At 45.8% G+C, this 26,648-nt stretch carries 28 protein-coding genes and 2 riboswitches; of the genes, 14 read left to right on the forward strand and 14 right to left on the reverse strand.

Annotation, left to right across the window (positions count from 1 at the left end; all coding sequences use genetic code 11):
- Nucleotides 1-10 precede the first annotated feature (10 nt).
- Nucleotides 11-406: a sporulation protein gene (locus ACXADP_RS09580; protein ID WP_474971338.1), complete on the reverse strand. Its 396-nt coding sequence runs from the start codon at nucleotides 404-406 to the stop codon at nucleotides 11-13.
- 480 nt (nucleotides 407-886) lie between these two features.
- Here ACXADP_RS09580 and ACXADP_RS09585 point away from each other — a divergent pair, with 480 nt between their 5' ends.
- Nucleotides 887-1,432 carry a GNAT family N-acetyltransferase gene (locus tag ACXADP_RS09585; RefSeq protein WP_474971339.1) on the forward strand — a complete coding sequence of 182 codons (546 nt, stop codon included), beginning with the start codon at nucleotides 887-889 and terminating at the stop codon, nucleotides 1,430-1,432.
- A gap of 18 nt (nucleotides 1,433-1,450) precedes the next feature.
- Nucleotides 1,451-1,879 carry a hypothetical protein gene (locus ACXADP_RS09590; RefSeq protein ID WP_474968782.1) on the forward strand — a complete coding sequence of 143 codons (429 nt, stop codon included), beginning with the start codon at nucleotides 1,451-1,453 and terminating at the stop codon, nucleotides 1,877-1,879.
- A 113-nt stretch (nucleotides 1,880-1,992) separates the two neighbouring features.
- Here the strand turns inward: ACXADP_RS09590 and ACXADP_RS09595 are convergent, their stop codons facing one another.
- Genes ACXADP_RS09595 through ACXADP_RS09610 form a run of 4 tightly spaced genes read right to left on the reverse strand, consistent with a single transcriptional unit; the run spans nucleotide 1,993 to nucleotide 5,561 of the window.
- Nucleotides 1,993-2,772 (reverse strand): energy-coupling factor transporter transmembrane component T family protein, encoded by a 780-nt coding sequence (locus tag ACXADP_RS09595; protein ID WP_474968781.1) that lies wholly within the window; start codon nucleotides 2,770-2,772, stop codon nucleotides 1,993-1,995.
- Nucleotides 2,753-4,384, reverse strand: coding sequence for an ABC transporter ATP-binding protein (locus ACXADP_RS09600; RefSeq protein ID WP_474971340.1), 1,632 nt, complete (start codon nucleotides 4,382-4,384; stop codon nucleotides 2,753-2,755). The genes ACXADP_RS09595 and ACXADP_RS09600 overlap by 20 nt, the downstream gene beginning before the upstream one ends.
- Nucleotides 4,384-4,962: an ECF transporter S component gene (locus ACXADP_RS09605; protein WP_474971341.1), complete on the reverse strand. Its 579-nt coding sequence runs from the start codon at nucleotides 4,960-4,962 to the stop codon at nucleotides 4,384-4,386. The genes ACXADP_RS09600 and ACXADP_RS09605 overlap by 1 nt, the downstream gene beginning before the upstream one ends.
- Nucleotides 4,959-5,561, reverse strand: coding sequence for a YkoF family thiamine/hydroxymethylpyrimidine-binding protein (locus ACXADP_RS09610; protein ID WP_474968778.1), 603 nt, complete (start codon nucleotides 5,559-5,561; stop codon nucleotides 4,959-4,961). The genes ACXADP_RS09605 and ACXADP_RS09610 overlap by 4 nt, the downstream gene beginning before the upstream one ends.
- 362 nt (nucleotides 5,562-5,923) lie before the next feature.
- A riboswitch (TPP riboswitch) is annotated at nucleotides 5,924-6,024 on the reverse strand.
- Between the two features lie 218 nt (nucleotides 6,025-6,242).
- Here ACXADP_RS09610 and ACXADP_RS09615 point away from each other — a divergent pair.
- The gene (locus ACXADP_RS09615; RefSeq protein ID WP_474971342.1) at nucleotides 6,243-7,172 is read left to right on the forward strand and encodes a hypothetical protein; all 930 of its coding nucleotides are present in this window, start codon (nucleotides 6,243-6,245) and stop codon (nucleotides 7,170-7,172) included.
- Nucleotides 7,173-7,496: 324 nt separating this feature from the next.
- Here the strand turns inward: ACXADP_RS09615 and ACXADP_RS09620 are convergent, their stop codons facing one another.
- Entirely contained in the window at nucleotides 7,497-7,727 is a 231-nt protein-coding gene (locus ACXADP_RS09620) for a hypothetical protein (protein WP_027954522.1), read from the reverse strand.
- Nucleotides 7,728-7,925: 198 nt separating this feature from the next.
- The gene (locus ACXADP_RS09625; protein WP_474971343.1) at nucleotides 7,926-8,456 is read right to left on the reverse strand and encodes a DUF420 domain-containing protein; all 531 of its coding nucleotides are present in this window, start codon (nucleotides 8,454-8,456) and stop codon (nucleotides 7,926-7,928) included.
- Between the two features lie 187 nt (nucleotides 8,457-8,643).
- On the opposite strand from ACXADP_RS09625, the gene ACXADP_RS09630 reads away from it, so the two are divergent.
- Entirely contained in the window at nucleotides 8,644-9,069 is a 426-nt protein-coding gene (locus ACXADP_RS09630; protein WP_474968775.1) for an RDD family protein, read from the forward strand.
- Between the two features lie 51 nt (nucleotides 9,070-9,120).
- Here the strand turns inward: ACXADP_RS09630 and ACXADP_RS09635 are convergent, their stop codons facing one another.
- On the reverse strand, nucleotides 9,121-10,779 hold the full coding sequence (locus tag ACXADP_RS09635; protein WP_474968774.1) for an N-acetylmuramoyl-L-alanine amidase: 1,659 nt from the start codon (nucleotides 10,777-10,779) through the stop codon (nucleotides 9,121-9,123).
- 155 nt (nucleotides 10,780-10,934) lie between these two features.
- Between ACXADP_RS09635 and ACXADP_RS09640 the strand changes: the two genes are divergently transcribed.
- From ACXADP_RS09640 to ACXADP_RS09660, 5 genes are all read left to right on the forward strand, one after another.
- Nucleotides 10,935-12,149, forward strand: coding sequence for an EAL domain-containing protein (locus tag ACXADP_RS09640; RefSeq protein WP_474968773.1), 1,215 nt, complete (start codon nucleotides 10,935-10,937; stop codon nucleotides 12,147-12,149).
- 202 nt (nucleotides 12,150-12,351) lie between these two features.
- Entirely contained in the window at nucleotides 12,352-12,750 is a 399-nt protein-coding gene (locus ACXADP_RS09645) for an ectoine synthase (RefSeq protein ID WP_474968772.1), read from the forward strand.
- A 69-nt stretch (nucleotides 12,751-12,819) separates the two neighbouring features.
- Complete coding sequence (locus ACXADP_RS09650; protein WP_474971344.1) at nucleotides 12,820-13,281, forward strand: hypothetical protein; 462 nt, start codon at nucleotides 12,820-12,822, stop codon at nucleotides 13,279-13,281.
- A gap of 128 nt (nucleotides 13,282-13,409) precedes the next feature.
- Complete coding sequence (locus tag ACXADP_RS09655; RefSeq protein ID WP_474971345.1) at nucleotides 13,410-13,991, forward strand: GNAT family N-acetyltransferase; 582 nt, start codon at nucleotides 13,410-13,412, stop codon at nucleotides 13,989-13,991.
- Complete coding sequence (locus ACXADP_RS09660) at nucleotides 13,984-15,321, forward strand: NAD(FAD)-utilizing dehydrogenase (RefSeq protein ID WP_474971346.1); 1,338 nt, start codon at nucleotides 13,984-13,986, stop codon at nucleotides 15,319-15,321. The genes ACXADP_RS09655 and ACXADP_RS09660 overlap by 8 nt, the downstream gene beginning before the upstream one ends.
- Before the next feature lie 226 nt (nucleotides 15,322-15,547).
- Here ACXADP_RS09660 and ACXADP_RS09665 read toward each other — a convergent pair whose 3' ends face one another.
- The gene (locus ACXADP_RS09665; RefSeq protein WP_474971347.1) at nucleotides 15,548-16,609 is read right to left on the reverse strand and encodes an iron-containing alcohol dehydrogenase family protein; all 1,062 of its coding nucleotides are present in this window, start codon (nucleotides 16,607-16,609) and stop codon (nucleotides 15,548-15,550) included.
- A 97-nt stretch (nucleotides 16,610-16,706) separates the two neighbouring features.
- The gene (locus ACXADP_RS09670; protein ID WP_474971348.1) at nucleotides 16,707-17,054 is read right to left on the reverse strand and encodes a carboxymuconolactone decarboxylase family protein; all 348 of its coding nucleotides are present in this window, start codon (nucleotides 17,052-17,054) and stop codon (nucleotides 16,707-16,709) included.
- Nucleotides 17,055-17,230: 176 nt separating this feature from the next.
- A riboswitch (SAM riboswitch) is annotated at nucleotides 17,231-17,332 on the forward strand.
- A gap of 74 nt (nucleotides 17,333-17,406) precedes the next feature.
- Here ACXADP_RS09670 and ACXADP_RS09675 point away from each other — a divergent pair.
- The 5 genes from ACXADP_RS09675 to ACXADP_RS09695 all read left to right on the forward strand — a co-directional run bounded on the left by ACXADP_RS09675 (nucleotide 17,407) and on the right by ACXADP_RS09695 (nucleotide 21,823).
- Nucleotides 17,407-18,450, forward strand: a complete 1,044-nt coding sequence (locus ACXADP_RS09675) for a methionine ABC transporter ATP-binding protein (RefSeq protein WP_474971349.1) — start codon at nucleotides 17,407-17,409, stop codon at nucleotides 18,448-18,450.
- Nucleotides 18,407-19,072 (forward strand): methionine ABC transporter permease, encoded by a 666-nt coding sequence (locus ACXADP_RS09680; protein ID WP_027954511.1) that lies wholly within the window; start codon nucleotides 18,407-18,409, stop codon nucleotides 19,070-19,072. Before ACXADP_RS09675 ends, ACXADP_RS09680 begins: the two co-directional genes overlap by 44 nt.
- A gap of 34 nt (nucleotides 19,073-19,106) precedes the next feature.
- Nucleotides 19,107-19,934, forward strand: a complete 828-nt coding sequence (locus ACXADP_RS09685; protein WP_474971350.1) for a MetQ/NlpA family ABC transporter substrate-binding protein — start codon at nucleotides 19,107-19,109, stop codon at nucleotides 19,932-19,934.
- 240 nt (nucleotides 19,935-20,174) lie between these two features.
- On the forward strand, nucleotides 20,175-21,086 hold the full coding sequence (locus tag ACXADP_RS09690; protein WP_474971351.1) for an ABC transporter ATP-binding protein: 912 nt from the start codon (nucleotides 20,175-20,177) through the stop codon (nucleotides 21,084-21,086).
- Nucleotides 21,083-21,823 (forward strand): ABC transporter permease, encoded by a 741-nt coding sequence (locus tag ACXADP_RS09695; protein WP_474968762.1) that lies wholly within the window; start codon nucleotides 21,083-21,085, stop codon nucleotides 21,821-21,823. The genes ACXADP_RS09690 and ACXADP_RS09695 overlap by 4 nt, the downstream gene beginning before the upstream one ends.
- A 166-nt stretch (nucleotides 21,824-21,989) precedes the next feature.
- On the opposite strand, the gene ACXADP_RS09700 is transcribed toward ACXADP_RS09695, so the two are convergent.
- From ACXADP_RS09700 to ACXADP_RS09715, 4 genes are all read right to left on the reverse strand, one after another.
- The gene (locus ACXADP_RS09700) at nucleotides 21,990-22,712 is read right to left on the reverse strand and encodes a 3-ketoacyl-ACP reductase (protein ID WP_474970402.1); all 723 of its coding nucleotides are present in this window, start codon (nucleotides 22,710-22,712) and stop codon (nucleotides 21,990-21,992) included.
- A gap of 66 nt (nucleotides 22,713-22,778) precedes the next feature.
- Entirely contained in the window at nucleotides 22,779-23,924 is a 1,146-nt protein-coding gene (locus tag ACXADP_RS09705) for a Ger(x)C family spore germination protein (protein WP_474971352.1), read from the reverse strand.
- Nucleotides 23,914-25,008, reverse strand: coding sequence for a GerAB/ArcD/ProY family transporter (locus ACXADP_RS09710; protein WP_474968760.1), 1,095 nt, complete (start codon nucleotides 25,006-25,008; stop codon nucleotides 23,914-23,916). Before ACXADP_RS09710 ends, ACXADP_RS09705 begins: the two co-directional genes overlap by 11 nt.
- Complete coding sequence (locus ACXADP_RS09715; protein ID WP_474968759.1) at nucleotides 25,001-26,371, reverse strand: spore germination protein; 1,371 nt, start codon at nucleotides 26,369-26,371, stop codon at nucleotides 25,001-25,003. Before ACXADP_RS09715 ends, ACXADP_RS09710 begins: the two co-directional genes overlap by 8 nt.
- Nucleotides 26,372-26,648: the final 277 nt, after the last annotated feature.

Raw genomic sequence — 26,648 nt, forward strand, 5'->3', positions numbered from 1 at the left:
GATCTTTCTCCTAATGAGGAAGGAGAGTGATACGAATTTCATCCGTATCGGATGTTTTACGATTATTTCCGAGAACAAGTTTCGTTTGCAGAACATAGGCGATATCGGGAGAGGTCTGTTCCATGTCTTCAGGCAGGACGAAATGGAATGGGTACTCAGTTTCTTCGTTGGAATCAAGTTCTCTATTCATTAAGATGGTTGTAATGGGCTGTATAAAAGCTGGTTTTCTTCCTGCTTCCTCTTTAAATAAGTCACATTCCAGACGTTGAATGGTTTGATGGGTGAGTCCCCCTTTTACGTGAAAAGAGCCCTGGACTGAATCGCCGGGTTTGAATTGGTTCCCTGATAAGACTAGATCCACTTGAGGAAATCCGGTTTTGATCCAGCTGAAAAGTTTGGCAAGCATAGGCTGATTTCTCCTTCATGATCAGAATAAATGACTCCATCCGGGGATGGATGTGAGTGGTGAATAGCTATTTTTTCGTTTTTTCACACGAGATAATGAAGAGCTGGTTAGCGTTCTTTCAGCTGTCTACACTTGTATAATATTCCAACCTCATGGAGTCGTCAATCTTTTATTCTATTCTTCTTTGATTCCATATGGCAGGGTTATAGTTGTTGGAAAATTATGATAAAGTAGAAGTCAAGAAGATGCTTGAATGCAAATGAATCATTTATTTTCCTATCTGTTTTCAAATAAAAGAACAGGAGTCATCCATCATAAGGCTGTCGTAATGGAAATGCCCGGTTCGCAAGGGTCAACCAGTGATCCCCGCTATTATGTACGTATAATCGATTATGACAAGGCAGGCAGCATGGTATCCTTTCGAATATAAGGGATTGAAAGTCAGATGAACAGGCTCAGGATGGCGGATGGGGGAACGATATGGAGTTTAAGGAATTGACTACAGAACGGCTGCGTCTTGTGGAAATGACTGATGGATATATTGATGACTATTTTCACATCTTGTCCAGAGACGAAGTGACAAAGTATATAGGGATGCCTTCGCTCACCCACCGGGATCAGGCTGACGGAATGATTCAAACCTTTAAAGAACAATTTAAGTCTGAAAAGGCTGTCCGATGGGGCATTTTGCTCAGCGAAGAAGAAAAGTTTATCGGTACGGTGGGGCTGAGTCATATAAGCCTCTGGGGGAGAAAAGCTGAAATAGGGTATGAACTGCACCCCGGCTATTGGAAGAGGGGATTGATTACGGAAGCCGTTTCACGTGTTCTAGCTTATGCGTTCGATGACTTAGGACTATACAGGGTGGGAGCGGTTACCTTTCCGGCGAATACTCCTTCCTCCAGAGTGCTTGAGAAAACGGGGTTTCTTAGAGAGGGCCTGCTGCGGGGCTACCTGTTTCAAAATGGAGAAAATCATCATGCCTATATGTATTCCATCCTGCGTACCGAATTCAGTAAACGTTAAAGTAGGGATGTGTAACCAATGAACATAGGGAAACTTTTATTATGGATCGCCGGTATTGGACTTATTTTTGGTGGAGGGTATGCGGCTGCTGTATATGTTGGTGACACACCTTCCTATACGTTGACTGCCGTGAAAGCAGGGGAGAATAAAGAAACGGCTGCCACACTTCATAATGGAGAACATCAGGCTGAACTGGATACGGTGCTCACTATTCTGCTGCATCAAAAACCGGTGGAAGGGGCATCTGTGGACATGGAAAATCCTGATGTAACCTTGAAGTTGATCAGTCCGGAACGGTCCATCGGCATTCTGGACGCAAGGGTTTGGTTTGAAGAAGACAGGGCTGTGCTTGGAATTCGTAGTGGACAGACGTGGAATAGTATCCGGTTTTCGGAGTTGTCACAAAACGATGCCTCATACATCCGGTCCATCATCGACGAAGAATAATTCGTCGTTATAGGTAAGCGCTTTATTTAAAGTGGAGAGAAGGATAGAGAGGGTGGGCGCCCTCTCTATCCTTCTCTAATAATATCCGGGAAGGTATCCAGCTGGACATGGATTTAAAACTGGCCGTTGTACCATTGGAAATAGTCTAAGTGAATAGACAGAACGATCAATGCCCCCAGCACCGTAAACATGAGTAGAGGAAACCCCCAGTCCTTTGCGCTGATTTTCATCGGTCTGTAAAACGTACGTGACCGTTCCCCCGTAAATCCTTTGGACTCCATGGCAGCAGCTGTTCGTTCTGCTTTTCTGACAGCGCCTGCCAAAAGAGGGATGGAATAGCGCTGCAACTGTTTAAACTTTCCTTTGAGCGATTTGGATTCTGTGACTCCTCGTATGCGGTGGGCCGCCCGAATCTGATCGAATTCTTCTTTCATCATTGGAAGGAAACGGTATCCTGCCATCAGACCATATGCAAGCTTGGGAGGCAGTTTCAGTTGTTGAATGAGGCTTAATATGAAATGAACCATGTTTGTCGTAAATACAAACAAAAGAGATAAGGCGGCAAAGGCCATTACACGAAAGGAAAGCGCCAGAGCCATCAATAAATCTTCTTTTGGGAACAGAAACCCAGCAAGGCGGATAGTCTCGTCGGGACTTGCTGGTGCATCGGCAAAGGCAATGGTCGTCCACAGCATGCCGAAGGCGAATACGGTGAACGCGGAGAGGTATAGGACATATACTCGTTTCCGAAACCTGCCGAAAATCAGTGTCAAAGCGATTGTAAATCCTGTGAAGACGAAAGGGGTTACAGGATCGAATAAGAAGGCGAGTACAAAGACGAGTCCTATTATCGTGCAGGCTTTCATGGCAGGATTAAGAGTATGAAGGGACATGAAAGCGGCTCCTTTCTATTAATAATCGATTCAGTTGAACAGGAAGGGGAGGTTCAACAGGCCAACCCGGAAGTCGGTTATCGTTCCAAAGATGTTCTGGGAGACCATCGTAAGCGATCCTTCCTTGTTCCATCACAATCACCCTTGTCGCATATTGGTGAACAAGCTCCACATCATGTGTGATCATCAATAAGGTGGTCCCTTGTTGAAAGCGCTGCTCAAGCAGAGCCATCAGTTGTTGGGTCGAGACCGCATCCTGACCGAAAGTCGGTTCATCCAGCAAAAGAAGCGATTGATTTTCCACGATCATCGTGGCCACGCTTAAACGGCGTTTCTGCCCCTGACTTAACTGATAAGGATGATGCCTGTCTAATCCATTCAATCGGCACAGGGAGAGCAGATGTTCAACCTGCCGGCGTATTTCCAATTCGGGTGTTCCCCGCTGCCTTAAACTGAAAGCAATCTCCTCGAACACTTCATCGGTTACAAATTGGTGTTCCGGATTTTGAAAAACGTACCCCACCTGTGTACGTAAGTTGTCCGCTCTCCATTTTTTCATGGATGTCCCTTTCCAAGTCACTGTGCCTCTGTCCGCCTTTGTGATGCCGGCCATTATTTTGGAAAGACTGGATTTGCCACTTCCATTCGCCCCTACCACAGCAATCCATTCTCCTTCATAAAGGGAGAGAGTGAGATCCTTTAAAATATGTTTCCACTGGACATCGGATAATTCCAAGAGCGCCTTTCCGCGTCTGTTCGGGTTACGAACATTTGATGGAACTTCAATGTTCCGCTGCGATAACTCCTCCAGGGTAAATGGATAGGGAGGAGGGCAGTCTTCGTCTATGCTGTACTGCACAGCATAGGGAAGCCGGATCCCCTGATTGTGGATGGCGCGGCCCTGGTTATTGATGACTTCTTTTAACGGCCCCTTTGTAAGAATCCCGCCATCGGAGTGGAGTACAATGACATGCTTGAGAAGTTCCAGCCATCCTTCCAATCTGTGTTCGATCACAATCAAGGTGAGACTTCTAGTTTTTTTTATGGAAGTCAGAATAGTAATGAAATCACGAGCAGACTGCGGATCCAGATTAGCTGTCGGTTCATCCAGGAGAAGGATGTCCGGCTCCATCACCAGCACACAGGCAAGGGCCAGTTTCTGCTTCTGTCCGCCGGACAAGTGATGGATGAACGACGTTTTTTTATCCAGTAGATTCACCTGTGCAAGGACATCATCTATTTTGTGTTCCATCTCCTCAGCAGGTACATGAAGGTTTTCTAAACCAAAGGCGATTTCATCCTCGACGGTCAGCATACAAAATTGAGTTTCGGGGTCTTGAAAAACACTTCCAACAGTTTTAGCCAGCTCTCCCGGTTTGAAGTCGCTTGTTGAGCGTCCGTAAATGGCAGCACGCCCATTCATCTCGCCATCCAAATCCTCCGGGTAAAGCCCGTTTATACATTGGACAAGCGAGCTTTTTCCTGAACCGCTCGGGCCAAGGATGAGGGTGTCCTGTTCGTTTTCGATGGAGAGGGTGATATCCGTCAATACGGTTTTTTCATTTTCTTCATACGTAAGCGTCAGGTTTTCCAATTGTACAGCCGTCTTCATCAGGAAGCCTTCTTCTTTCTTAATTCCCGCCCGAGAGCAAAACTGGAAAGGACGCCGGTACGGGCAAGTCCGTCAGCCACGGCTTTACCCAATACTCCGGAAATCACAGCGCCGCTGACCATACGGACAATCAGCATGGCAGCGACGTATCCACCACTTAACGCAGCGTATCCAGATTGGAAATACCCCCATGCGAAACTGAAAACGGCAGCCATCACGCCGGCGAGCATGAGTACAGAAAGATGATAAGACCGGTAACGCGTCAGAGCAAACGCACTTTCCGCTCCGAATCCCTGAATCATTCCCGTTAGAATCAATAGGGGACCGGAAGCATTCCCGAGCAGAACTTCAATTGTCGCTGCGATGGTTTCAGAGAGAAAAGCTGCGCCCGGGCGGCGTAAAATATAGGCGGCAATGATGGATACGATAAACCAGATACCAAAGATAAAATCATATCCGATTGGACCAAAGAGACCTGAGAGAAGTTTTCCAACAGGCAGGAAAGCGAGATAGACGACAGCGAAAACGACGGACAAGACAGATAGAACAACGATTTCTTTGAGTTTCCAGTTTTTCATAAGATGCTCCCCCTGGAGGAAGGGCTGTTGACCGACACCGATACAGTCATGACGGTGTGAGACGACCCTGAAGCTTCTGTCTCACGGAAAACGTTTTCCAACCCTTCGAAAACCGTATGGGTATCTCCGTCAAGTCTTGTAGAATAGTGGGCGGGCGTCACTTGGATGCCCTTCGATTTCATCGCTTCAATCTGCTTGTATATTGTATCCATATAACTGTCCCCTCCCATTGGATAGAGCGAAAACTTAGCTGCTAATGGCTGGGTAATCGAGCGGGAAGTGTCTTCATTCCTCCGTTGCAGGGATTCAGCCATATACGTGTCTCCAGCCGAGTCTCCCGGGCACCCGATTGAATAAGTCGCATGAAAAGCCGCATGAACACCTTCTTTGGATACATGAAGAAGGATAGCCTTTGTCACATCAAAAATATGTTCCATCCGCCCCCGTACCGTCGTAGAGACATCATCGGTATCGAGCCATACTTTAGATGTATCCACTTCCTTTAAGCTTTCCAGAATTATACCCGCAAACTCATCACTCATCGGATGTATGGAAAACGAACATCCAGCAATTTTCGATGTACCACAAACTTGATTCATCCATCATTCCTCCTTTTTTTAAACACAAAGCTCTGTTAAAGTCTGTTGTTGTTATTTTAAACGAGTACTAAATCGTCTCCGTCTGGAATTAGGGGTCCGGCCCGTTGTTTACTCAGAGCATGGGATGGCAGAGAAAATTGTCCGCTTTCCGCGGGGAACGAAGTTTGAGGAGGCTCACGGTACCCCGTGGAAAGGGAGTCATTCCCAAGGCCGCCTCCTGCAAATCCCATGACAGAAAGGGGTGATAGGAGCTCACATGTTAAATAACAACACCAAGCAATAACAGACCCAAACACAAAAAAACTGCATCCCATGGGAATGCAGTCCGTTGATCGATGAATAAAACCTGTAAAGGCCTGATTGATAGAACGGCTGCACTTCCCCACGCTAGTATTATCTAGTTCGGGTGCCAAGGGTCGGATCATCCTCTCAGCCGCTCGCAGCAGCTCCCCTAGTGCCTCATATGTATACAGTTTTTTGTATTGACTCTATCGTAGCGGATGTTGGAATATTTGTAAATGTTTATTCTCCTTTTTATGAATACGAATGATAGAGTTCATTTTCAAAATCTTCCAATCGTGATACGCTGAAGATAATAGAATCTGTCATATCTTGAGTGGAATAAAAGAGTCGGACAATCAGAAGACAAGGGATACCATCAATGGGAAGGGGAAGACAGATATGAACACTCACATGAATCGCACAAGCAGGTGGATGAAGCGGTATGCACGTCCATTGGAAGCAGCCAGATGGGAAGCACTTTTTGAAAGAGGTCCTAAAGAAAAGGTCCTCGTATACTTGAGTGCGTTCCAAAATGAAGATGGAGGTTTTGGTCACGGAATTGAGCCGGATTTTCAACTTCCAGCTTCGTCTCCAATGGCCACATGGGCAGCTTCCCAAGTGCTTGCTGAATTGAATGTATCTTCCAAAGAGCCGCTGCTTCAACAGATGGTTTCCTACCTCCTTCGCTCATACGATCGTCAATCAGGGATGTGGCCTTCGGTTATTCCTGAAGTCAACCATTTTCCTCATGCGCCCTGGTGGTCGTGGAGGGAAGGGGTGCAGTCCAACTGGATGTTTAACCCGGGGGCGGAATTGGCCGGTTTTCTCATCGACTGCTCTCAAAGGGAAACAGAAGCCTGGAAAACGGGTGTGGCTGGAGCCGTTAAAGCTGTTGAACATTTGATGAGTGTCAGTGAGATGGATTTCCACGAATGGCAGTGTTTTCAAAATCTACTAATCTCCGTGGACAAGCATAAAGGACTCGTCCATAATCAAATGCCTTACGGGCTTGATCAGGTGCAGTCCCACCTTCTTACGTTAGGCGAGAACTGTTTCAGTCAGGATCCTTCGGAATGGGGAAGTGGGTACGGTGCGCTTCCGACTGACATAATATCGTCCCCACAGCATCCGTTGTATGCTAAATACAAACCTTTAGTTTTGGAAAACATCCGTTATTATTTGAAAACGCTGAAGGAAGAAGGCATCTGGGATATCAGCTGGGACTGGGGAGACGGAACAAAAGCTTTTGCTGCAGCTGAACAACAGTGGAAAGGAATTACGGCGGTTCAGCGTTGGAAAATTATCCATGCTTTTCAAGGGGAATGGTAAAACGGAAGAGAGGCTGTAGCGCCTCTGTCGGACGTAGATGTTGGAAAAAGAGAGGTTATTGGGATCCTGTTTGCTTTACTGAGCAGCAAGTGCTGGTTTTGTGGTCATCCTTGTCCATGAGGTGAACGTCCATGTGACCGGGAGTATTGGTGTCGATGTTATTGATGGCTGAATCAAACAGTGTTTTACAAGCGTCTGCTCAGTGGATGACCTGAAGGAGACACCCCTCGTTTAAACCTGACCACTTTTCGTGAATTATCTTTTTCCCTGAATATAAAGGAATAAAGAAAACCGGGATACATGTGTTATGTATCCCGGTTATTTTTATGGCTTAAATAATCTTAGTTTTAAGTTGTCTTCATTCTGAGAGCAGTCCAGATAAGGAAGTTTTTCATAAGGATAGTACCGCACAGTTGTCGGGTTCATATCAAGCAGGCCGAATAGTTCCTTCATATCCGTAATCCGGTTCAATTGAATGAGCGTATCTTTCCCTGCGAACGATTGGAATCTTGCAGACGTAAATCCTTCTTCCTTGATAAAGTTAAGAATGTCCATTAGTTAGTCTCCTTATGGCCGTAAGCTGGTTGGACATGTGCTCATTATATTTTCATAGACGTAACCGGATTCAATCCCTACCGGCTGTTATTCTACAATAACAAATATCTCGGGAAATAGCCAACTTTTCCCGTTTACTTATTGTTTTTGTAATATAAAAAAGAAAAAAGCCACGTATCCAAAGACACGTGACTCGTTTTAGTAATAAGGAGAAATCATTAAATAGACAACGACGCCTGTCAAACTGACATAAAGCCAGATCGGCATCGTCCAGCGGGCGATTTTCCTATGTTTATCCACTTTCATTGCCAGACCTCTGAACAGTGTTAACAGGGCAAGGGGTACAATAAGTGCGGCCAGCACAATGTGGGTGATCAGAATAAAGTAATAAATACCTGCCACCAGACCCTCGCCGCCGAAGGACGTTGATTCAGACATGGAATGGTACGTGAGATATGAAACTAAAAACAATGCTGTTGTTGTAAAGGCAGCAAAAATGAATCGTTTATGCCACGTAATATTCTTTCGGATAATCATGAATAAAGCCGCCAGCAGAAACACGAATGTGAAGGAATTGAATACGGCATTAAGTAATGGGAGCAGTGTAATGTCAAAGCTGGTCTCGCTTCCAATTTCCGGGAGGAACAACAAGGCCACGACAATTAGATTGATAGCAATGGACAATCCAACCACCCATGGTACATAATTAAAATCTTTTTTTATTTCCAAAGTAAAACCCCATCTCATAATAGACTGCAGGAATAGTATATAAAAAATCCGCTTGAAAATCATCTCATGATGTCGAACGTTAACGAAACTGTCACTTCATGATGGCTTACAAGCGTGACAAAAGACGGAATAATGGGCTGACCTTTTCCGGAAAGAATCCATAGGATACGTACAAGGAGGGAAGATTATGCGCCCGAAGTACTTGTTTTTGAAATTTCTGGGATTTGGCGGGGAGCTGCTCCTATCCGGAACAGGGGCTGCTCTATACACGTATCTAGAGGACACCGGGAGGGGATTTGATCCCAACCCTGTATTCTGGCAGGCCTTTATCACGATCCATCTGACCATGTTGATAGTTCTGCCATTATTCTTACAGGGGAGAACGTTAGGCATGCTGCTGACAAATATGTCTGTCGTTTCGACGCATGGAGGAAGCCCTCATGTGTTTCAATCCATGATAAGAGCTGTTCTTGGATTCGGCCCGGTTCTGTTGACCAATGGATGGTGGCTGTTTGTCTCTGCTGCAACATCCGTATTGGATAAAAAAGGACGGAGCTGGGGGGAACTCATATCCTTTACAATGATGAAGCCAAAAGAACCTAAAGAGAAGTAATGTTTCTGTATTCAATCGAAAAACCGGTTCCTGTAAGGCAGCCGGTTCTATTTATTGGTTTAAATCTTGAATGAGTGTTTGCAGGGTCTGCTGCTGGGTTTCTATAGACTTCCGTGTGTATTCGGCCATTCGTTGATAGATTGATAAAATAAGCTGGCCATACTGATCACCAGGTACAGCCCATTTTCCATTCAACGCGGTCCATGTGCGGGCGCTTCCCCGTGCAACAAGTTCGAATCGTGGATCTACAATCTTCACCCCCTCAGGAATATAATCGCTGGAAGCATAGGCATATAAGTGTTGAATCTGAGCGTGGACACCTTCTTCGGGTGTCGGAAAGGATGCCCCGGCCACTCCACCACCTACAGCACCAATACCTGCAAAATTATTCTGATCTCTCTGTACATCGCCGGTGAAACGGAAATAGTTCGTTTCATGCACGGCCTGGGCAAACGCAATATCCCCTCGTATGCCGTAAAGGTTTCCGTATACCATATAGTACTGACCAAGCTCTGGAGCACCGGGATAGACCGAACGGACAAATTGGTCAAGCTGACAACCGTCAATCACACTCTGCCCAAGAATGGTCCACTTGTCTTCCTGTGTTTCGGGGGCAGGTGAATCTGGTGCGGCTGGGAAATCAGAACCCGACCAGATGAAGGCGTCGATGATACCGAACGACTTCAATTGATGCACAAGAGCTTTGGCATGATCCATTTCTTGAAAAGCGCCGGCTTGAACCCGGTAATAGGTGAGGCCGCCGATATCTAAAGTGGTGATAAACGAGGATAATCCGGCAGCGGTAAGCCGGTTCATCCGTTCCTCGGCATTTTTCCTTTCTCGGAACGATCCGGCAATGACCCGGTACAGATCATCTTCCGGCACAGGGGATTCGGATTTGTCTGTTCCGGCGAGGATATACGCGTCTGCGATCCCTATCCGCTTTAATTGGTCTATCTGTGATTTGGCATTTATTTCCTTGGAGAAAGCTCCTGTTTGAACCCGGTAATAGACCCCGCCTGAGATGGAGGCAGGCACAATAAAAGCAGCGAAACCGTTTTGAAATAAAAATTCGGTTCGTTGTTCTGCGTTTTCTCTGCTTTGGAAAGCTCCAGCCATCACTTTGTATAACGTGGAGCTCTCAGTCGCTGCGGTGCTGGAAAGCTTCGGCAGCTGTAGAGCTTTGGCTGTTCCTTCCGCGATAGCTCTGGATATGTCGTTGATGAACGCGGAGTTTCTCAGCAGGGACAGATCGTCGGGATGATCGACAAATAAGAGTTCGAGTAAAAGGGAACTCATTTGTGTTTCGCGGGTGACGAATAAGTTGGCTTGCTTCATGCCCCGGTTGTTCACGCTGTATTTTGAAGCTGTTTGATAAATCGTGTTATGGATGATGGACTGGTAAGCTTGAGTATTCGGAGCAAGAGTTCCGTTATAAATATAACTTTCAAATCCGCTTCCACCGGCGGCATTATTGTGGATCGATAGGAAGAAATCAGCGTTGACGGAATTAGCAGCCGCCGTCCGCCTGCTCAAGGAAACCGTTACATCCGACGTTCTCGTCATGACAATTTCAACTTCATAATGCTCCGTAAGATAACGCTGGACGTTGAGGGCGATGGATAGGTTAAAGGTCTTTTCCTGATACCCTTGGTAAACGGCACCTGGATCTGTACCTCCGTGCCCCGGGTCAATGACAATGGTTTTCATATCAATCTTTCTCCTTTCAAGAATCTCTTTTAGTATATGAGTTTTCTTAGATGCTTGTATGGATGAAGCGGCAAAATCACCTTGTCAAACACATGCTTTAGCTGACTACGGCTTGTATTGTATAATAATAGAATGACGTGAAAAGGAGGAGACTCATGGATCCACTGGATATTGTAGGGAACTTACATAGAATAAAGCCTGTCTTTCAACCGATTGTCAGTGCAATTAATCACGATGTGATCGGATATGAGGTGCTGGCCCGTTATAAAGAAAATCAGACGTGGGAGAGTCTTGGTCCCTTTTTCCATGATACGGACGTGCCGGAGGAATTCAAAGTGGAGGTCGATCAAGTCGTCCTCACTCAAGCGGTCCACATGATGATGGATAACAGAACAGAAGGTCTGCTGTTTATCAACCGCAATGCTAAGCAGCTGATGGTGAACAATGGGGATGATCTCCTGCAGTCGCTCCTTCAATTCAAGGACCAGGGATTTGACCTGAGTCGTATTGTCATTGAAGTGACTGAACATGATTTTGATGAAGACTTTGAAACCTTGAACCACCTTCTGCTGTATTTTAAAACGTACGGTATCCAGATTGCCGTGGATCATGTTGGAGCAAAGAGCTCGAATATCGACCGGATCAGACTTTTGGAACCCCATATTTTAAAAATTGATACAGGGATCATCCGCAGACAGGATGGAGATGCTTTTCAGGATATCATGTACTCGTTATCTATGCTCGCCCATCGGATCGGGGCGGCACTTTTATTTGAGAATATCGAGGATGATTTTCAATTGTATTTTGCCTGGAAGCACGGCAGCAGATTCTATCAGGGATATTACCTTGCCCACCCATCCTTCGACCCCATAGGTAAAGGGGCGCTGTCGGTGGATATCAAAGAACGGATGAGCGGCTTTGTACAGCGGGAAAAACGCCTGTTGGAAGATCGTCAGCAGTATGTGAAACATTGGGAAGCCAAGGTGAGACAGCTCCTGGCCAGGTGGGAAGGACCAAAGAAATCCGATGCGTTTATTGATGGGGTGACGGAGAAGTTTCACAATGAAAGCTTCCGTATGTTCATTTGCCACATGGACGGTCAACAAGTATCCTCCAACTTCCGTAAAAAAGAAGACGACTGGTTTATGGAAACGGATAAAAGAGGATCCAACTGGGCTTTCCGCCCGTATTTTCTGGAAAATGTGATGAAAATGAGGGAAACGCACGCCGGTCTTCTTTCGGACCTTTACTCGGATATTGAAACGAAAGAAATGGTCCGCACATTCAGCTTTCCATTAACCGACCAGCATTTTCTTTTCATTGATTTGAGATACGCTTATCTATATGATCACGCATGTCTGCTTGCCTGAACAGCGCACATTCCACTTCTCGCAGAAAGGCCTGAGGAACCATCGAAACATGGTCCCTCAGGCCTGTTTTGTTTACAGAAAGAGAATGTGATGAAAGGGTCTACGTTGGTGTCTATGGAATAAAGTAAGGCAAGGAGGGATGGCAGATGAAAGGGTCTACGTTGGTGTCTATGGAATAAAGTAAGGCAAGGAGGGATGGCAGATGAAAGTGAGAGCACTGGAAGATGTTGTTGGATCCAACAGGGAAGTGGATGGAGGGAACTGGATCAGCCGGCGTTTACTTGTTGCTGAAGATCATATGGGTTATTCTGTCAACGATACTGTAATCAGGGCGGGGACGGAAACGAAAATGTGGTATAAGCATCATCTCGAGTCGGTCTACTGTATAGAAGGGGAAGGCGAGGTCGTGACTGTTTCTGATCAAAGGACCTGGCCCATTCGCAAAAACACTTTATACGCCTTGGATCAGCATGATGAACACGTGCTCCGTGCCTTCACGGATATGCGGATGATCTGTGTGTTTAATCCACCTTTACAGGGGCGGGAAAAACACGATGCAGATGGTACGTATCCAGCAGATTCAAAACAAGGGAACCTTTGATGTAAGGGGTGTTTTCCTTTTCTGTATTTTTTTGGTAACCTAACAAAAAAGGCAGAAAGGGAGCATGTTATGGAAAAAGCGTTGGATGAAGAAAGCGTGGATCAAATTTCCATTCGGATGAAAAGCCGGAAATCCATGTGGTACAACTTTCTGATTATGGCCTTTCTGGTGGGGGTTTCTCAGCTTTTCTTTGAATCGGTGACTGGAATCATTTATCTTGCTGCCATGCTCTTTTTCGGGCTGTTTTTATATGAAACAACAATGGCACGTAAGACGAATGAACAATTATGGCAGATTTGGGAAGAGCGTTGGCTGGAACGGCCGTTTTTCTATAGTCTGCGCTCGTCATTTTCCCAATCGGCTCAAGTTTGGCTTCCGGCTATTATGACTACGGATTTTTCCTGGGTTATGGCAGTTGCTCTCTCCGTGTTTAGTCTGGGGGTCGGTTTTTATTCCGGGTATCAAAGGTGGAAAGCCAAAAACCATTATTGCCGTATCGCTGCAGGGAAGGGTAAAGCGGCGGTTTCATAAATGAATAAAAAGAGGAAGAAGGGGAAGGCCCTTCTTCCTCTTTTTATTTTATATAAGATGAATGTAAATCTTTTTTCAAAGAGGTTAACAGTCTGGTATTCTATTAGTGAGAAAGGGGAGAGGAAACCTTGGATCCTATACATATCGACGTTCCCTATGTGCTGCATACGAAACGCCTTCGTCTACGGAGGCCGGAGGCTGGAGACGGCCCGGCGGTTAATGAAGCTGTTCATCGGTCGGAACAGGAGTTGAAGCCGTGGCTTCCTTTTGTGCAGGAGATGCCTTCGATTGAAGATACAGAAAGCAATATCAGGCAGGCCCATGTAGATTTTATGGAAAGAAAAAAACTCCGGTATCTTGTTTTTCACAAGGAGAATGGAGCGTTTGTTGGGACGACTGGACTTCATACTATTGACTGGGATATTCCGAAGTTTGAAATCGGGTACTGGATCGACACCAAATGGAGTGGGCATGGGTATATGCAGGAAGCCGTGCGTGAAATAACGCGGCTGGCTCTTTATGATCTCGGTGGAGCGCGTGTAGAAATCCGATGTGAAAGGGAAAATGAAAAAAGCAGGCAGGTTCCCGAAAAACTTGGCTACCATCTTGAAGGAATGTTGCGTAATGATGATCGATCCGTGGATGGGAAACATCTGACAGACACGTGTGTCTACGCAATAATTAAAGAGCGGAGGCAGGAACATGTATGATGTGACCATTGTCGGTGCTGGTGTAGCGGGAACATTTATGGCCTACACCCTTGTCCAGAAACACCCCGGACTTCAAGTGAAAGTCGTAGACGTAGGAAAACCGTTGAAAGAGAGATCCTGCGCACAGGGGCATGGACAACCTTGCACGTGCTCTGGAGCCTGCGATCAGTACATAGGCTTTGGCGGTCTTGGGAATTCAGAGGGAAAATTCAATTTTACCAACGCTTTTGGTGGAGAGCTTCCACGAAAAATCGGCGGAAAGGAAACCGCCCGCCTTATGAAAGAAGTGGACCGCATTCTAACCGGTTTTGGAGGAGACCGTGTGGACATGTATTCAACAGATAACGAGCATGTGAAAAGAAGGGCTGCTTGTGGTGACTTGACCGTTTTAACGACGGAGGTACGCCACCTTGGTACTTCCCTGTCGAAGGAGGTATTTCAAAACCTATATGAACACTTAGTCAATAAGCTTTCCTTTTCTTTTAACACCCATGTCAATTCCATTACACGGGTGGGTGAAGGTTTCCGTATCGTTACAGATTGTGAGGAGTTTCTAAGTCGAAAAGTTGTGCTTGCGACAGGAAACAGCGGCCGGGAGTGGTTCACACGGATAACGGAACCGCTTGGCATCGAACCGAGGGAGACGCGGCTGGACCTGGGTATACGGTTGGAAATGCGGGGCGGCCAGCTGGATGCTCTCCTAAAAGAATCATTTGAAACGAAACTTTTGAAAAAAACGTCACGTTTTACGGCCTACACATACTGTATGAATCCCAAAGGCAGGATTATTCGAAAACATCAGCATGGACTTGTCATGCCTGATGGTCAGAATTCACGAGAACAAGGGGTGCCGGGAGAAAATTTGAATTTCACTTTGTTTGTCACCCGTTACTTTCCGAGTCTAAAGCAGGCGGTGGAAGAAGCATCACGCGTCATTGGAGGAATCAATCGTTCGAGGGGAAGAATCGTGGTCCAGCGTCTTGAAGATTTGAAAAAGGGAAAGGGGACGACTTCAATTCATGCAAACTCCGTGATTCCTTCTCTTTCCGCTGACGAAGGATCGCTGATAGAAGAAGTGCCACATATTTATATAGAGGCTCTCATCGAGTTCCTGACCTCTCTTGAAGCAGCGATAGGTGAACCGGTGGATCCTGACACGCTGCTTTATGGGCTTGATGCTAAATTTTACGAACCAGTTATTCCAACCAACAGGAATTTTGAAACGGACGTCCCGGGACTTTTTCTGGTCGGAGACTGCTCATCCGTCACTCATTCCTTGTCCCAGGCAGCGGCTAGTGGGATTTATGTCGGAGAGGTAATAGGAGGGTAAAGGAAACGACCGTTTTCCTTAGCCTTTAGAAAAAAACATATCTTTTCCTGGATCATACCTTCTCATCTGGATGTTCGCGTCCGGCTGACGGGTGGATGCCTGCCGCGGTCCCGGCCTGTGCTGACTTGGGCAGGAAATATAAATCGTTGTATGGAGTAGCTTCACTTGGGTATGCTCTTCCATACCAGGCAACAAGAAGATTGAAAATGGTTAACCGCATCAGCGGTTAACCATTTTCAATCTGGGTCATCGCTTCCTCCACTTGAGCGGCATCCATGACGTTCATTAATCGGATGGATTCCCCCGGTTTTACAGCATGCTCCGCTGTTATGGAGATGGCTTCTGCCTTGTTGGTCAAGTTGAAGTCATCGAGGGTTACCGGCAGGTTCATCTCCTGGTAATAAGGGGTGAGTGCTTCAATTTCATCAAAGCGGCCTTCCAGAGCAAGCTGGACGAGAATACCATAAGCCACTTTTTCTCCGTGAAGGAAAGCGTGGGTTTCCGGTACTTTGGTCAAGCCGTTATGGATTGAATGGGCTCCGGCGATTCTTCCATAACTATCCCCGTATCCACCGACCATACCGCCAGCCATAATAATGGTTTCCACAACTCTCATGAAGGCAGGTATGACGGCTTGCTGACGAACGGCTTCCACAGCTTCTGTACCATCTTGTATGAGAACATCCCTGCATAATCCGGCCGCGTGCAGCGCAATGTCTACGGAAATCGGTTTGGAGGCGAGAGACCTCGTGAGAACATCCGCTTCATACCATTTGGCGAGCGTATCGCCGATGCCGGCCCTGAGATAAGGTTCCGGGGCACGAACGAGCAGATCAGGCTCTACAAGCAGCATCCATGTACTACGTGGATAAATAATGTATTCCTCAAAATTCCCTTCATCATCGTAAAACACACTGAGCGGCGTCCAAGGTGCGCAGTTTGAGGCTAGTGTAGGAATGAGCACGACTGGAATATTCAATTGATCGGCACAGGCTTTTCCGAGATCAAGGACCTTTCCGCCTCCGATGCTGATCAAGACGTCACAGTCCCGCAGGGCTTCACTGAGACGCATGACCTCTTTATGGGAGCACTCCCCGTTATAGGCTTCCGATTGGACCGGCATCGTCAGCTTTGGAAAATAGGGCTGAGCAGCCTTCCACGACTGCTCACCGTGAATGATTCCTGCTTTTGCAAAGGCCTGGTTTTCCAACAATTCCGGTATATTCCTTAAAATTCCAGGCTCAGCTTTATAAATCGCAGGTGCTCCTTGTACAGTTACGTTTTTCATGGTTGATCACCTCTGGTAATGATATAGCCATCATTATCCAGATGACAGAATAATATGTCAATAACAAAACCGGGAGCAGGCCCCCCGGTTTTGCAGCTTAACGGTTTCGGAATTCCTGAAGAATGTTCAGACCTGTGGTGACGGCCTGACTCATGGCAGAGCCCCCGCCGTAAGCAGCTGATACACCCATCGTTTCATAAATTTCCTTGTCCGAACAATCTGCTTCGACGCACTGATCCATGTGATAGGCCATACTGGCTTCATCTCCATCTTTCACACTGATGGCAAGAGCCATTAAGTGCTTGGTACCTTTGCTGAGTTCTCCGTCTTCAAAGAACGAGCCGGTAAAGTGATTGTATTCTTTTGTGGCCTCCGGCAGGTGTTCGGTCAGGGTTTCAATGCCATTTCTATATTCTTTAAGCAGGTCTTCTCCTTGTTTGTTCATTCTTTCACTCTCCCTTTTCTTTGTTATTCCTTTTATTCCTTCCTCTTCCAGTCACTTAAACAACGTAATAGGCTTCCCGGCACATCCCTGTCCATTAATGAAATGTTGGGAAAATTGTTTACAAATGCAGAATGATGCGTTAAAGTTGTAAATCATAAACGAATAGCAACAACTAATTCTTATCAAGAGTGACTGAGGGAAAGGCCCGTAGACGTCACAGCAACCTTCCATGTGGAGTGGTGCTAAATCCGCCGGAATGATATTCCGGGAGATAAGAGTTTGGCTGATAGTTATGCGAAACTCTCTTCTTGATAAGGAAGAGAGTTTTTTTATTAGGTAAAGGAGGACGGTTATGATTTCCATCCAGGAGCTCAGTAAAATTTACACATCCAAGAAAAAACAGGTGATCGGGGTGGACAAGGTTTCTCTCGATATTCAGGAGGGGGAAATCTATGGAATCGTCGGATACAGTGGAGCTGGTAAGAGTACACTCCTCCGATGCATGAACATATTGGAACGCCCGACATCAGGAAAGGTTTATATCGATGGGATCGATCTGCTTTCTCTCTCCAAAAAGGACCTTAGAAAAGCACGACAGTCCATCGGCATGATTTTCCAGGGGTTCCACCTTGCTATGGGGAAAACGGTTTTGGAGAACGTGGCCTTTGCTTTGAAAGCGGCCGGTAAACCAAAACAGGAGCGCAATGATCGTGCCAGGCGTCTGCTGGAACTTGTAGGTCTTAGCGATAAAGCCGATCAGTACCCCGCTCAATTGAGTGGAGGGCAGAAGCAGCGGGTCAGTATTGCCCGGGCACTGGCCAACGATCCTAAAGTGCTGCTGTGCGATGAAGCAACTTCCGCACTCGATCCGAACACGACACAGTCGATCCTGAAACTATTAAAGAAAATCAACCGGGAGCTCGGACTAACCATTGTATTGATTACACACGAAATGGAAGTGGTGAAAGAAATCTGCGACCGTTGTGCGGTCATGGAAGAAGGAAAAGTGGTAGAACAGGGGGCGGCCTACGAAATTTTCGCCTCTCCTCAAAATGCTTTGACAAAGCGGTTTATTCGAACAGTGATCGATTTCCATGTTCCGGAAGAACTGCTGAAAAACAGCCGCGGCACCATTGTCCAGATGAAGTTTACCGGCGGACAGGCGGGAGATACGGTTGTGTCGGATCTGCTTCAGAACTATAAAATCAAGGGAAACATCCTTCATGGAAATGTGGATTATATACAGGAAAAAGCCCTCGGTACATTTGTTATGGAATTAACCGGTGACCCGCAGGAAGTCGGGAGAGCTGTGGAAAATCTGAAAACGATACTGGATGAAGTGGAGGTGCTGAATCATGATCGATCAGCTGATCAACCTGTGGCCCGAGCTGAATAAATCATTTATGGAAACATTGATCATGGTAGGGATCGGACTTGGCGTAGCCGTTATCGCCGGTCTGCCTCTGGGGTTGCTGCTATTTGTTACCGACCGTGACTTGTTTTTGGAAAACAAATGGATCAAAGGAGCTGTGGGCATTTTTGTAAACCTTGTCCGTTCCATTCCATTTATCATCCTGCTTGTGTTTTTATTCCCATTTACTAATTTTCTTTTAGGTACGACAACAGGACCGATTGCCGCCTCCGTTGCTTTATCGGCCGCAGCGATTCCTTTTTATGCAAGAATTGTAGAATCATCCGCCAGGGATATTGATAAAGGCGTCATAGAAGCGGCTATCGCATGTGGGGCTTCCCCATGGCTGATTATTAAAGATATCATTTTTCCTGAAATCAAGCCGGGCTTGATCAGTGGTTTAACGATAACAGCCATCAGCTTGATCGGGTATTCCGCAATGGCCGGCGCAATTGGCGGTGGAGGGATCGGCGACCTCGCCATCCGGTACGGGTATTACCGTTATGATAATTTCGTCATGTTTACAACGGTTATTGTGTTGATCGTCCTTGTTCAGGTAGTCCAGTACGCTGGGGATTTCCTGGCAAAAACAGTGAAAAAAAGTTAACCCAAGACGAAACGAAGTTCAGGAGGAAGATAAAATGAAAAAAATCGTAACCTTGTTTGCAGCTTTAACAATCATTACTTTTTTGTCTGCCTGTGGTGGCGGAGAAGAAAATGCAGATGCAGAAGAGAAGAAAACCATCCGCTTTGGAGCTACATCCGGTCCTTACAGTGATATGGTCACCGAAGCGATTGCTCCGCTGCTGGAGGAGAAAGGCTATGAAGTAACCAATAAAGAGTTTACGGATTATGTGCAGCCTAACAAAGCGTTAGCCAATGGAGATCTTGACGCCAACCTGTTCCAGCATAAAATTTATTTGGAGTCCTTTGCCGAAGAACACAATTTGGATCTGTCCGAGGTCATTGTTGTTCCAACAGCACCTATGGGTATTTATTCCAGTGAGTATCAGAATATCGATGGTGTTGAAACAGGCAGTACGATGGGGATTCCCAATGACCCGACGAACCTGGCCCGAGCGCTGATCATTCTTGAAGATGAAGGTCTGGTCACTTTGAAGGAAGATGTAGACCCTCTTCGTGCCTCTTTGAACGATATCGTAGAAAATCCAAAAGAAATCGAATTCGTTGAAGTAGAAGCCGGCCAGCTGCCACGACTGGTGGACAGCGAGGATCTATCCATGGTTCCTGGTAACTATGCGCTTGCTGCCGAGATGGATCTGCTGAGTGCTCTCGCCCTCGAAGATATGCCGGATGATTATAGAAACCGGGTAGCTGTCAAGACCGAAGATCTGGATGCCCAGTTTACGAAGGATATTAAGGAAGTTGTGGAATCGGAAGAGTTTGAGGAAATCATGGATGAAAAGTTTGAAGGCTTTGGTAAGCCACAATGGATGAAAGAAGAATAACATGTGAGCCGTCTTCTCTTGGAAGGCGGCTTTTTTGAATGGAGGTTTATGCAGGTGAAGAAAGAACGAAGGTATTTGACTGGGATGATCTGACGTGTCGGACAGAACTGGAGGAATTTATCAACCATCGGTCTTATGATGGAACTATAGCAGGCGCGTGATTTTTCCTGCTATTCTGAAACTTATCTCTGTGTGATACGTAAGAAGGGTCAGAAAGGACGAAGAAGGGGTGGAGAGCAAATGGAGGTTGTAATCAAAGTGGACCGATTGACCAAAAGCTTCGGAAAAGTGCAGGCTGTCAAAGGCGTCTCATTTTCCGTCAAAAAGGGAGAAATTTTTGGGATCATTGGACCCAATGGAGCGGGCAAGACAACGACGCTGGAAATGATTGAAGGAATTTTGAAGCCTGACAGTGGAACCATTGATGTGCTGGGACTTACGCCGAATAAGGAACTTCAACAATTGAATCAGCGGATTGGTGTTCAGTTTCAGGCGACATCCATTCAAAAGAAAATGAAAGTGAAAGAAGCCCTGGATTTATTTGCTGCTTTTTACCCAGGAAAAGTAATGAAACAACAGCTTGTGGAAATGCTGGGGCTGGAGGAGAAAATGAATGTCCGTTTCGAAGATTTGTCAGGAGGATGGAAGCAGAGGGTTACCCTGGCACTGGCGACCCTGCACCAGCCGGAAATCATTTTTCTTGATGAACCGAGTATGGGACTGGACCCCCACGCCAGAAGGGAAATGTGGACGTTGATCCGCCGGTTGAGAGAGAAGGGAAGCACTATCGTGTTGACAACCCATTATATGGAAGAGGCTGAACAGCTCTGTGACCGGGTGGCAATGATTTACAGTGGTGAACTGAAAGCAATGGACCGGCCCTCCGCTCTGCTTGAGCAGAGTGGTGCCATGCTGATCACATTTCAAAGCGATGATTTTCCTTATGTAAAGCTTCCATCTATGCCGGGGGTGGTCAAAGTTGAAAAAGAAGAAGATACGTTTAAAGTGTACAGTGACGATCTGCAGCTCACCAGTTATCATCTCTTCGCCTATGGTCATCAAGAGAATCTATCCTTAAATCATTTCCAATTTGCTAAAGGGACGTTGGAGGATCTTTTTGTCCAGTATTTGGAGAAGGAGGAAGCCAGATGAATGTCGTATGGAAGCTTGCACAGCTGGAAACGAAAATGTTTTTCCGCGACCGTCTCAGTGTATTCTGGACCTTTTTATTTCCAGTCGTCATGATCTGGCTGTTTGGATCCATGTTTGGAGACAATGCTGAAGGAAACTTTTCATTTGCTGCGTTATTTGTACCTTCCTGGATCGGAGTAAATATCGTGACCACTTCCTTTTTCACCTTGGGAACCGTTTTGGCCGGCTACAGGGAAACCGGAGTCCTGCGCAGATATCAATCCACCCCTTTACAGCCGTGGAAGATCCTGGCTGCTCACACAGTTCAAGGGACGGTGATTTTTCTTTGTTCTGCTCTGCTCCTTCTTGTATTTGGAATGTTGATGTATGACCTGGAACTTCCACTTTATATGGGAAGCACACTAGCTGCTCTTTTTCTAAGTATCGCTGCCTTTTTCCCTTTTGCTCTTTTTATTACATCATTGGCTAAAAATACACAGTCTGCGGCTGCGATCAGTTCATTGTTTTTGAATGTGATGATTTTCTTGTCAGGGGCTACTTTTCCCCTGGAAATGATGCCGGAAGTCCTCCAATATACAGCCAAAGTCCTTCCGCTTTATTATGTGATCGAACTTCTGCGTGGGACGTGGAACGAAGCACCCATTTTTGAATATGGATTCGAAGTGTTTGTATTGATCGGCATTGCCGTCGTTTCTACAGTATTAGCCGCGAGGTTTTTCCGTTGGAGTGATAAATAAGGAAGAGGCAGGTTACCAATGACTTAAACAGGCACTGATATCTTCCATCTGCATAGTGGTTGAAAGAGCTGTCTCAGCTGAGGATTATTCGCAGCGAAATGACATAATAAATCCCGTCCCGCGTGGAGGTGTCTCCAATACAGGACGGGTTTTACACCATTGAAAATTAGAATGGATTGGTAGCCCATTGAAGGGACTGTTTAATGAAGATTCTTGGATGAAGCTTCAATTGAGCCGTCATATACTCGGCAATATCCTCCGGCTGCATATATTTTTCCTTATCCTGCTCTTCCAAATGATCTCCAAAGACAAGCTCTGTAGCCACAAGACTCGGGTTCAGGGTGAAGACACGGATGTTGTTTCTGCGCACTTCCTGCATCAGCGCTTCCGTCATTCCCTGTATAGCGAATTTCGAGGCGCTGTAGGAAGTGGATCCTGCAGTTCCCTTTATACCATTGCTTGAAGAAACGTTGATGATATCCCCATGATTTTTCTCCATCATATCGGGGAGGACCGCCCTGGTCACATGGTAGGTACCGAATACATTGACTTCAAAGGTGCGTTTCCAATCTTCAGGATCGATATTCAGGAAATCCCCGTAAAGCCCCATGCCGGCATTGTTAATGAGGATATCGGCAGAGCCGATACGCTCTTTTAATTGTTCAACCGCCTGTTCTACGTCTGACTGCCGGGCAATATCTACAGAGACTGCAGCGGCTTGTACTCCATAAGCCCTTGCTTCGTCTGCTGTTTTGTTTAACTCTTCTTCTGTGCGGGCCATTAACCCGACGTGCACGCCCTCAGAGGCAAGCTTGAGAGCGGTGGCTTTTCCGATCCCGCGTCCGGCTCCTGTAATGTAGGCGGTTTTTCCCTTGATTTCCTGTCCCATTTTAATCATCCTCTCCAACATTCTCTCCTAAAGTGTAAACCGAAGAAGAAGAGGAATCAAAAAATGTTACTCCATGTTGAAGTTCTGTGTGCCAAAGTCCTTAATACGAACTTCTGCTTTCACATCAATATCCATCTGGGAGAAGATTTCATCCCACTCCTCTTTATGTTTATTCCAATAGTCCGGCTGATGGATACGTACCCACTGGGAAAGGTGGACAAAATCCGTTTTTAATTCTTTCTGCGCGATCTGAAGAATGGCATTGATCTTATCCTCGATATTTTTGTCCGCGGCTTCCTTGATTCCTTCTTCCCAACCCGTTTTAAAAACGTTGCGGTCAACGCCCCAGTCCTCGCCAAGGGATGTGGTCACCTTTACATCAACACTCATGGAAAGTTCCCCGTCAGAGAAGGAAACGTCAAATTTGGAATCCGCCCCCTTAATTTCCAGAACGACGGGTCCGTCTACGATATTTTTTTCGCTTAAATAAATGTATCCACCTTCCACATTGTTATGGAGGTAACGGACGCCTTCCATCTTTTCAAGTGGAATCCAGCCGATATATTGGGACGTTTTTCCTAAAATGACGCCGGCTCCGTAGGATTTGATATTTCCATTAATCATAGCCATTCCAGGTATAATAAAGCTTCTTTTTTCTGAAATATACTGGGACATATCTCCGATCGTTAAGTTTTTAGGGTTGGTATTATTCTTATGGTAGTTTTCACTTAATTCTTTAATTTGGATGGATGGAAACAGCTCTTTTTCCGGCTGGGCGTTGAATATGTTCTGAACAGGATCCATTGTAATGAATACTGGAACAGTCCGGCGGAATTCGTGGTCGCGGATATAAAGGTCAATCAGTTGGCTGAGCTTCTCTTTTTCGAGCAGCCTGGTTGAGAATAAAATCGATTTTAAATGAGTATAGTTTGGCGGTCGGTTACTCTCGAGTGAGTTCTCACGAATCATCTCAAACAGCGTTGTTCCGGTTGATTCGAGATTTTGATACGGGCTGTCCTGCTGGGAACTGTCCTGTTGTGTAGGAATCTGCCCAGGCTTTACATATTGATTAATCATTAACATGTGGTCATCTTCGGCAACGTCTAAAGCAAGTCCGGTAACAATACCGACATCTTCAATTTCCTTAATATCCCAGCATCCCGTTAACAGGAAAGTCGAACAAACCAGACAGAAAATAGGTTTAAGTGTCATGCGTCTGCCTCCTCATCAATGATACGATCAGTAACAGTCCAGGGAATCCGATGACCGCAGCCGCACTGATCCATTGAATGTGAGAGGAGTAATCCAGCACTTCTGTAAGGCCTTCCGGATAAAGGGTGATAGTGAAAATCAAAAGGCCTGCGGCAGCCATACACCACCAGCCCGGCTTCGTTACTTTCCCAATGCCGAGAATCATCCCATAAGTATAAGTCACGAATGAAGTGAATACAGTGATCAGCCAGCCGAAAATGAAAATCAATTCAAAACGTTCAAAGAAGAAACCTTGAAATTCAATGCTTTTGGCCATCTCGATCGTGGGAAACGTGCTTTCCTTTAGTTCCGCTATGCCTAAAACCCCGATGGTTAAAATGTGAAAAATCACATAGATCACAGCTGTCACAATAATACTGGTCCATACAGATAAAGCCAGTTTTTTTATTTTTTTCGTTTTGATGAGGGGAGAGAAAATCATCAGGAATTCAATGCCGATAAATGAAAAGAAAGATATCTTCGATTGGGTGACCGTTGTCATAAGATTGCTCTTCAGGACAGGCCTTAAGTTTTGAACATCCACATCTTTGAAACTCAGAAGAGCAAGAATGAGAAACATGAACATCATGACAGGAAAGTACAGCTGGAAGAAACGGACGACATCTCCAGGTCCGTTGCTGATTAAATAAAGGCTGACCAGCATAAATGATCCAATGATGATATATAAGGGAGTGGTATCCAACAGGTAATTTTTTATAATCGCTGTGGTCACTCTTAAAATATAGGAGGCTACAATGAGACAGTGAAAAATGAAAAAGAGGTTGATCAGCGTTCCGACCCATCTGCCTGTGATCTTTTTTGACATATCAAAGAAAGTGAGACCTGGATAACGGGTGACTAATAAAACATACAAAGTGGCGATCAGGCACATAAGAAAAGCGCCGATGATGATACTGACCCATAAGTCCGGGGAGTTCACAGCATTGGCCAGGTCACGCGGCATCAAAATGATCCCTACGCCGATCATCGCTGATATAAAGATGACGATCAGCTGAATGGAAGTCAATTGTCTTAAATCACTCATCCAAACCACCTTCTTTATCAAATCGTAACCGGATCAATGTGTCTTTCCATCTGTTTGGGTAATAAGGAGCAAAGGGTTCCAGGTAAGGGACTGTAAAGCTGTTCAACCGAATCAAATGGATACTCAGAATAAAGACGGCGAGGATTAAGCCGTAAATCCCGAGCATAGCAGCGACAAACAACATGACGAAACTCACCGTCCTTAACGCAAGGCTGAGGCTGTAATCGACAATGGTAAAGGAGCAGATAGCTGCAAAGGCGACGACGATGATCATTAATGGACTGACGATTCCGGCTGTTACAGCTGCCTCACCTATTACTATGGCTCCTACAATGCTGACAGCCGGTCCAATAGGCTTAGGCAGACGAATGCCGGCTTCCCGGAGGATTTCAATCGTCATCTGCATAACAAATGCTTCCATGAATGAAGGGAAAGGCACACCTTCTCTTGTCTTGGATATGGAGATGGCCAGATCTGTTGGAATTAATCCATGATGAAAGGAAATCAAGGAGATATAGATAGATGGCAGCATAACAGCAAGAAATGCAGCAGCAAACCGCATGAGACGAATGAGAGACGCAGGAATCCATTTGAAGTTGTAATCATCTGATGTCTGAAAAAGGGAATTCAAGGTTACAGGTGCTAACAGGACAGAAGGGGATCCTTCCACGAAGATGGCCACCTTTCCCTCAGCCAGGGCGTTGGCGACTTTAGCCGGTCGTTCGGTTTCCTGGAGCTCAGGAAATAAAGAGAACGTATTTTTCTCCAGGCTTTGTTCGACCACCCCTCCATCCGGGAGGTAGTCTTCTTTAACGGCCTTTATACGCTTTCTTACTTCTTCCAATAATTTTTCATTGGCTTCCTCTTCCACGTAGGCAATGGTTACATGGGTGAAAGCTTTCAAACCGAGAGAAAGGTGTTCGAACTTTAAATGTGTAGATCTCAAGTGAACACGGAGGAGCTTGATGTTTTCTTCCAGTGATTCAATAAACCCATCCCGGGCGCCCCGGAGAGTCATTTCAGATACAGGCTCTGATACAGCACGGTAATGGAATCCGCACGTTTCAACAGCATATACGGTTTCTCTCTCAAGCATTAGTGTATATCCATTGAGAAGGTGACTGTCCATATCCTTTGCTTGAGAAAGGATCGTCAGCGGTTCTGCCGAAAATGCATGCTCTACGGTTTGGTGATCCGGGTTGTTCCACTCAAGCAGCGGGGCAAGAATGGAATCCTGGATCTTAGTCATATCTGTAATAGAAGGCATATATAAAACATAAATGTTGTGGGAATCAAATGGGATGGTTTTGATCGTAACGCAGTCATCGTTTTTCTTCTGGGACAGGTACTCCTTGACATTCAACGGAAAGCCCTCCATAAGATTCTTGGAATTTTTATTAGTATGAGCCAATCATGAGGGATTACCCTGAAAAGCGGAACAGCCTTCGAAATGGAAGAAACTGCTTCATTAGCTGCAGAAAAATAACAAAGGATAAGAAGGAAAGGAGGGTGGAACATGGGAAAAAAAGCGAAAAATAAAAGCAAGAAGGATTTAAATGCACTTCGAAGAGAAAAAGGGGAAAAGAATGGTACAGGAAAACAAGATCCATACCGCTGAAAAAAGCCTGCTCCTTTTTGAG

This window comes from Halobacillus sp. AWH4_228, from assembly GCF_056158365.1.

Excerpts from the sequence above, each read along its gene's own strand:
- ACXADP_RS09700 (WP_474970402.1), bottom strand. The coding sequence starts at position 22,712 with ATGGGACAGGAAATCAAGGGAAAAACCGCCTACATTACAGGAGCCGGA.
- ACXADP_RS09595 (WP_474968781.1), bottom strand. The coding sequence starts at position 2,772 with ATGTCCCTTCATACTCTTAATCCTGCCATGAAAGCCTGCACGATAATA.
- ACXADP_RS09695 (WP_474968762.1), top strand. The coding sequence starts at position 21,083 with ATGAATGTCGTATGGAAGCTTGCACAGCTGGAAACGAAAATGTTTTTC.
- ACXADP_RS09640 (WP_474968773.1), top strand. The coding sequence starts at position 10,935 with ATGGATCCACTGGATATTGTAGGGAACTTACATAGAATAAAGCCTGTC.
- ACXADP_RS09630 (WP_474968775.1), top strand. The coding sequence starts at position 8,644 with ATGCGCCCGAAGTACTTGTTTTTGAAATTTCTGGGATTTGGCGGGGAG.
- ACXADP_RS09705 (WP_474971352.1), bottom strand. The coding sequence starts at position 23,924 with ATGACACTTAAACCTATTTTCTGTCTGGTTTGTTCGACTTTCCTGTTA.
- ACXADP_RS09670 (WP_474971348.1), bottom strand. The coding sequence starts at position 17,054 with ATGAACAAACAAGGAGAAGACCTGCTTAAAGAATATAGAAATGGCATT.
- ACXADP_RS09615 (WP_474971342.1), top strand. The coding sequence starts at position 6,243 with ATGAACACTCACATGAATCGCACAAGCAGGTGGATGAAGCGGTATGCA.
- ACXADP_RS09585 (WP_474971339.1), top strand. The coding sequence starts at position 887 with ATGGAGTTTAAGGAATTGACTACAGAACGGCTGCGTCTTGTGGAAATG.
- ACXADP_RS09610 (WP_474968778.1), bottom strand. The coding sequence starts at position 5,561 with ATGAATCAAGTTTGTGGTACATCGAAAATTGCTGGATGTTCGTTTTCC.
- ACXADP_RS09645 (WP_474968772.1), top strand. The coding sequence starts at position 12,352 with ATGAAAGTGAGAGCACTGGAAGATGTTGTTGGATCCAACAGGGAAGTG.
- ACXADP_RS09660 (WP_474971346.1), top strand. The coding sequence starts at position 13,984 with ATGTATGATGTGACCATTGTCGGTGCTGGTGTAGCGGGAACATTTATG.
- ACXADP_RS09605 (WP_474971341.1), bottom strand. The coding sequence starts at position 4,962 with ATGAAAAACTGGAAACTCAAAGAAATCGTTGTTCTATCTGTCTTGTCC.
- ACXADP_RS09600 (WP_474971340.1), bottom strand. The coding sequence starts at position 4,384 with ATGAAGACGGCTGTACAATTGGAAAACCTGACGCTTACGTATGAAGAA.
- ACXADP_RS09690 (WP_474971351.1), top strand. The coding sequence starts at position 20,175 with ATGGAGGTTGTAATCAAAGTGGACCGATTGACCAAAAGCTTCGGAAAA.
- ACXADP_RS09650 (WP_474971344.1), top strand. The coding sequence starts at position 12,820 with ATGGAAAAAGCGTTGGATGAAGAAAGCGTGGATCAAATTTCCATTCGG.
- ACXADP_RS09675 (WP_474971349.1), top strand. The coding sequence starts at position 17,407 with ATGATTTCCATCCAGGAGCTCAGTAAAATTTACACATCCAAGAAAAAA.
- ACXADP_RS09665 (WP_474971347.1), bottom strand. The coding sequence starts at position 16,609 with ATGAAAAACGTAACTGTACAAGGAGCACCTGCGATTTATAAAGCTGAG.
- ACXADP_RS09635 (WP_474968774.1), bottom strand. The coding sequence starts at position 10,779 with ATGAAAACCATTGTCATTGACCCGGGGCACGGAGGTACAGATCCAGGT.
- ACXADP_RS09590 (WP_474968782.1), top strand. The coding sequence starts at position 1,451 with ATGAACATAGGGAAACTTTTATTATGGATCGCCGGTATTGGACTTATT.
- ACXADP_RS09620 (WP_027954522.1), bottom strand. The coding sequence starts at position 7,727 with ATGGACATTCTTAACTTTATCAAGGAAGAAGGATTTACGTCTGCAAGA.
- ACXADP_RS09710 (WP_474968760.1), bottom strand. The coding sequence starts at position 25,008 with ATGAGTGATTTAAGACAATTGACTTCCATTCAGCTGATCGTCATCTTT.
- ACXADP_RS09580 (WP_474971338.1), bottom strand. The coding sequence starts at position 406 with ATGCTTGCCAAACTTTTCAGCTGGATCAAAACCGGATTTCCTCAAGTG.
- ACXADP_RS09685 (WP_474971350.1), top strand. The coding sequence starts at position 19,107 with ATGAAAAAAATCGTAACCTTGTTTGCAGCTTTAACAATCATTACTTTT.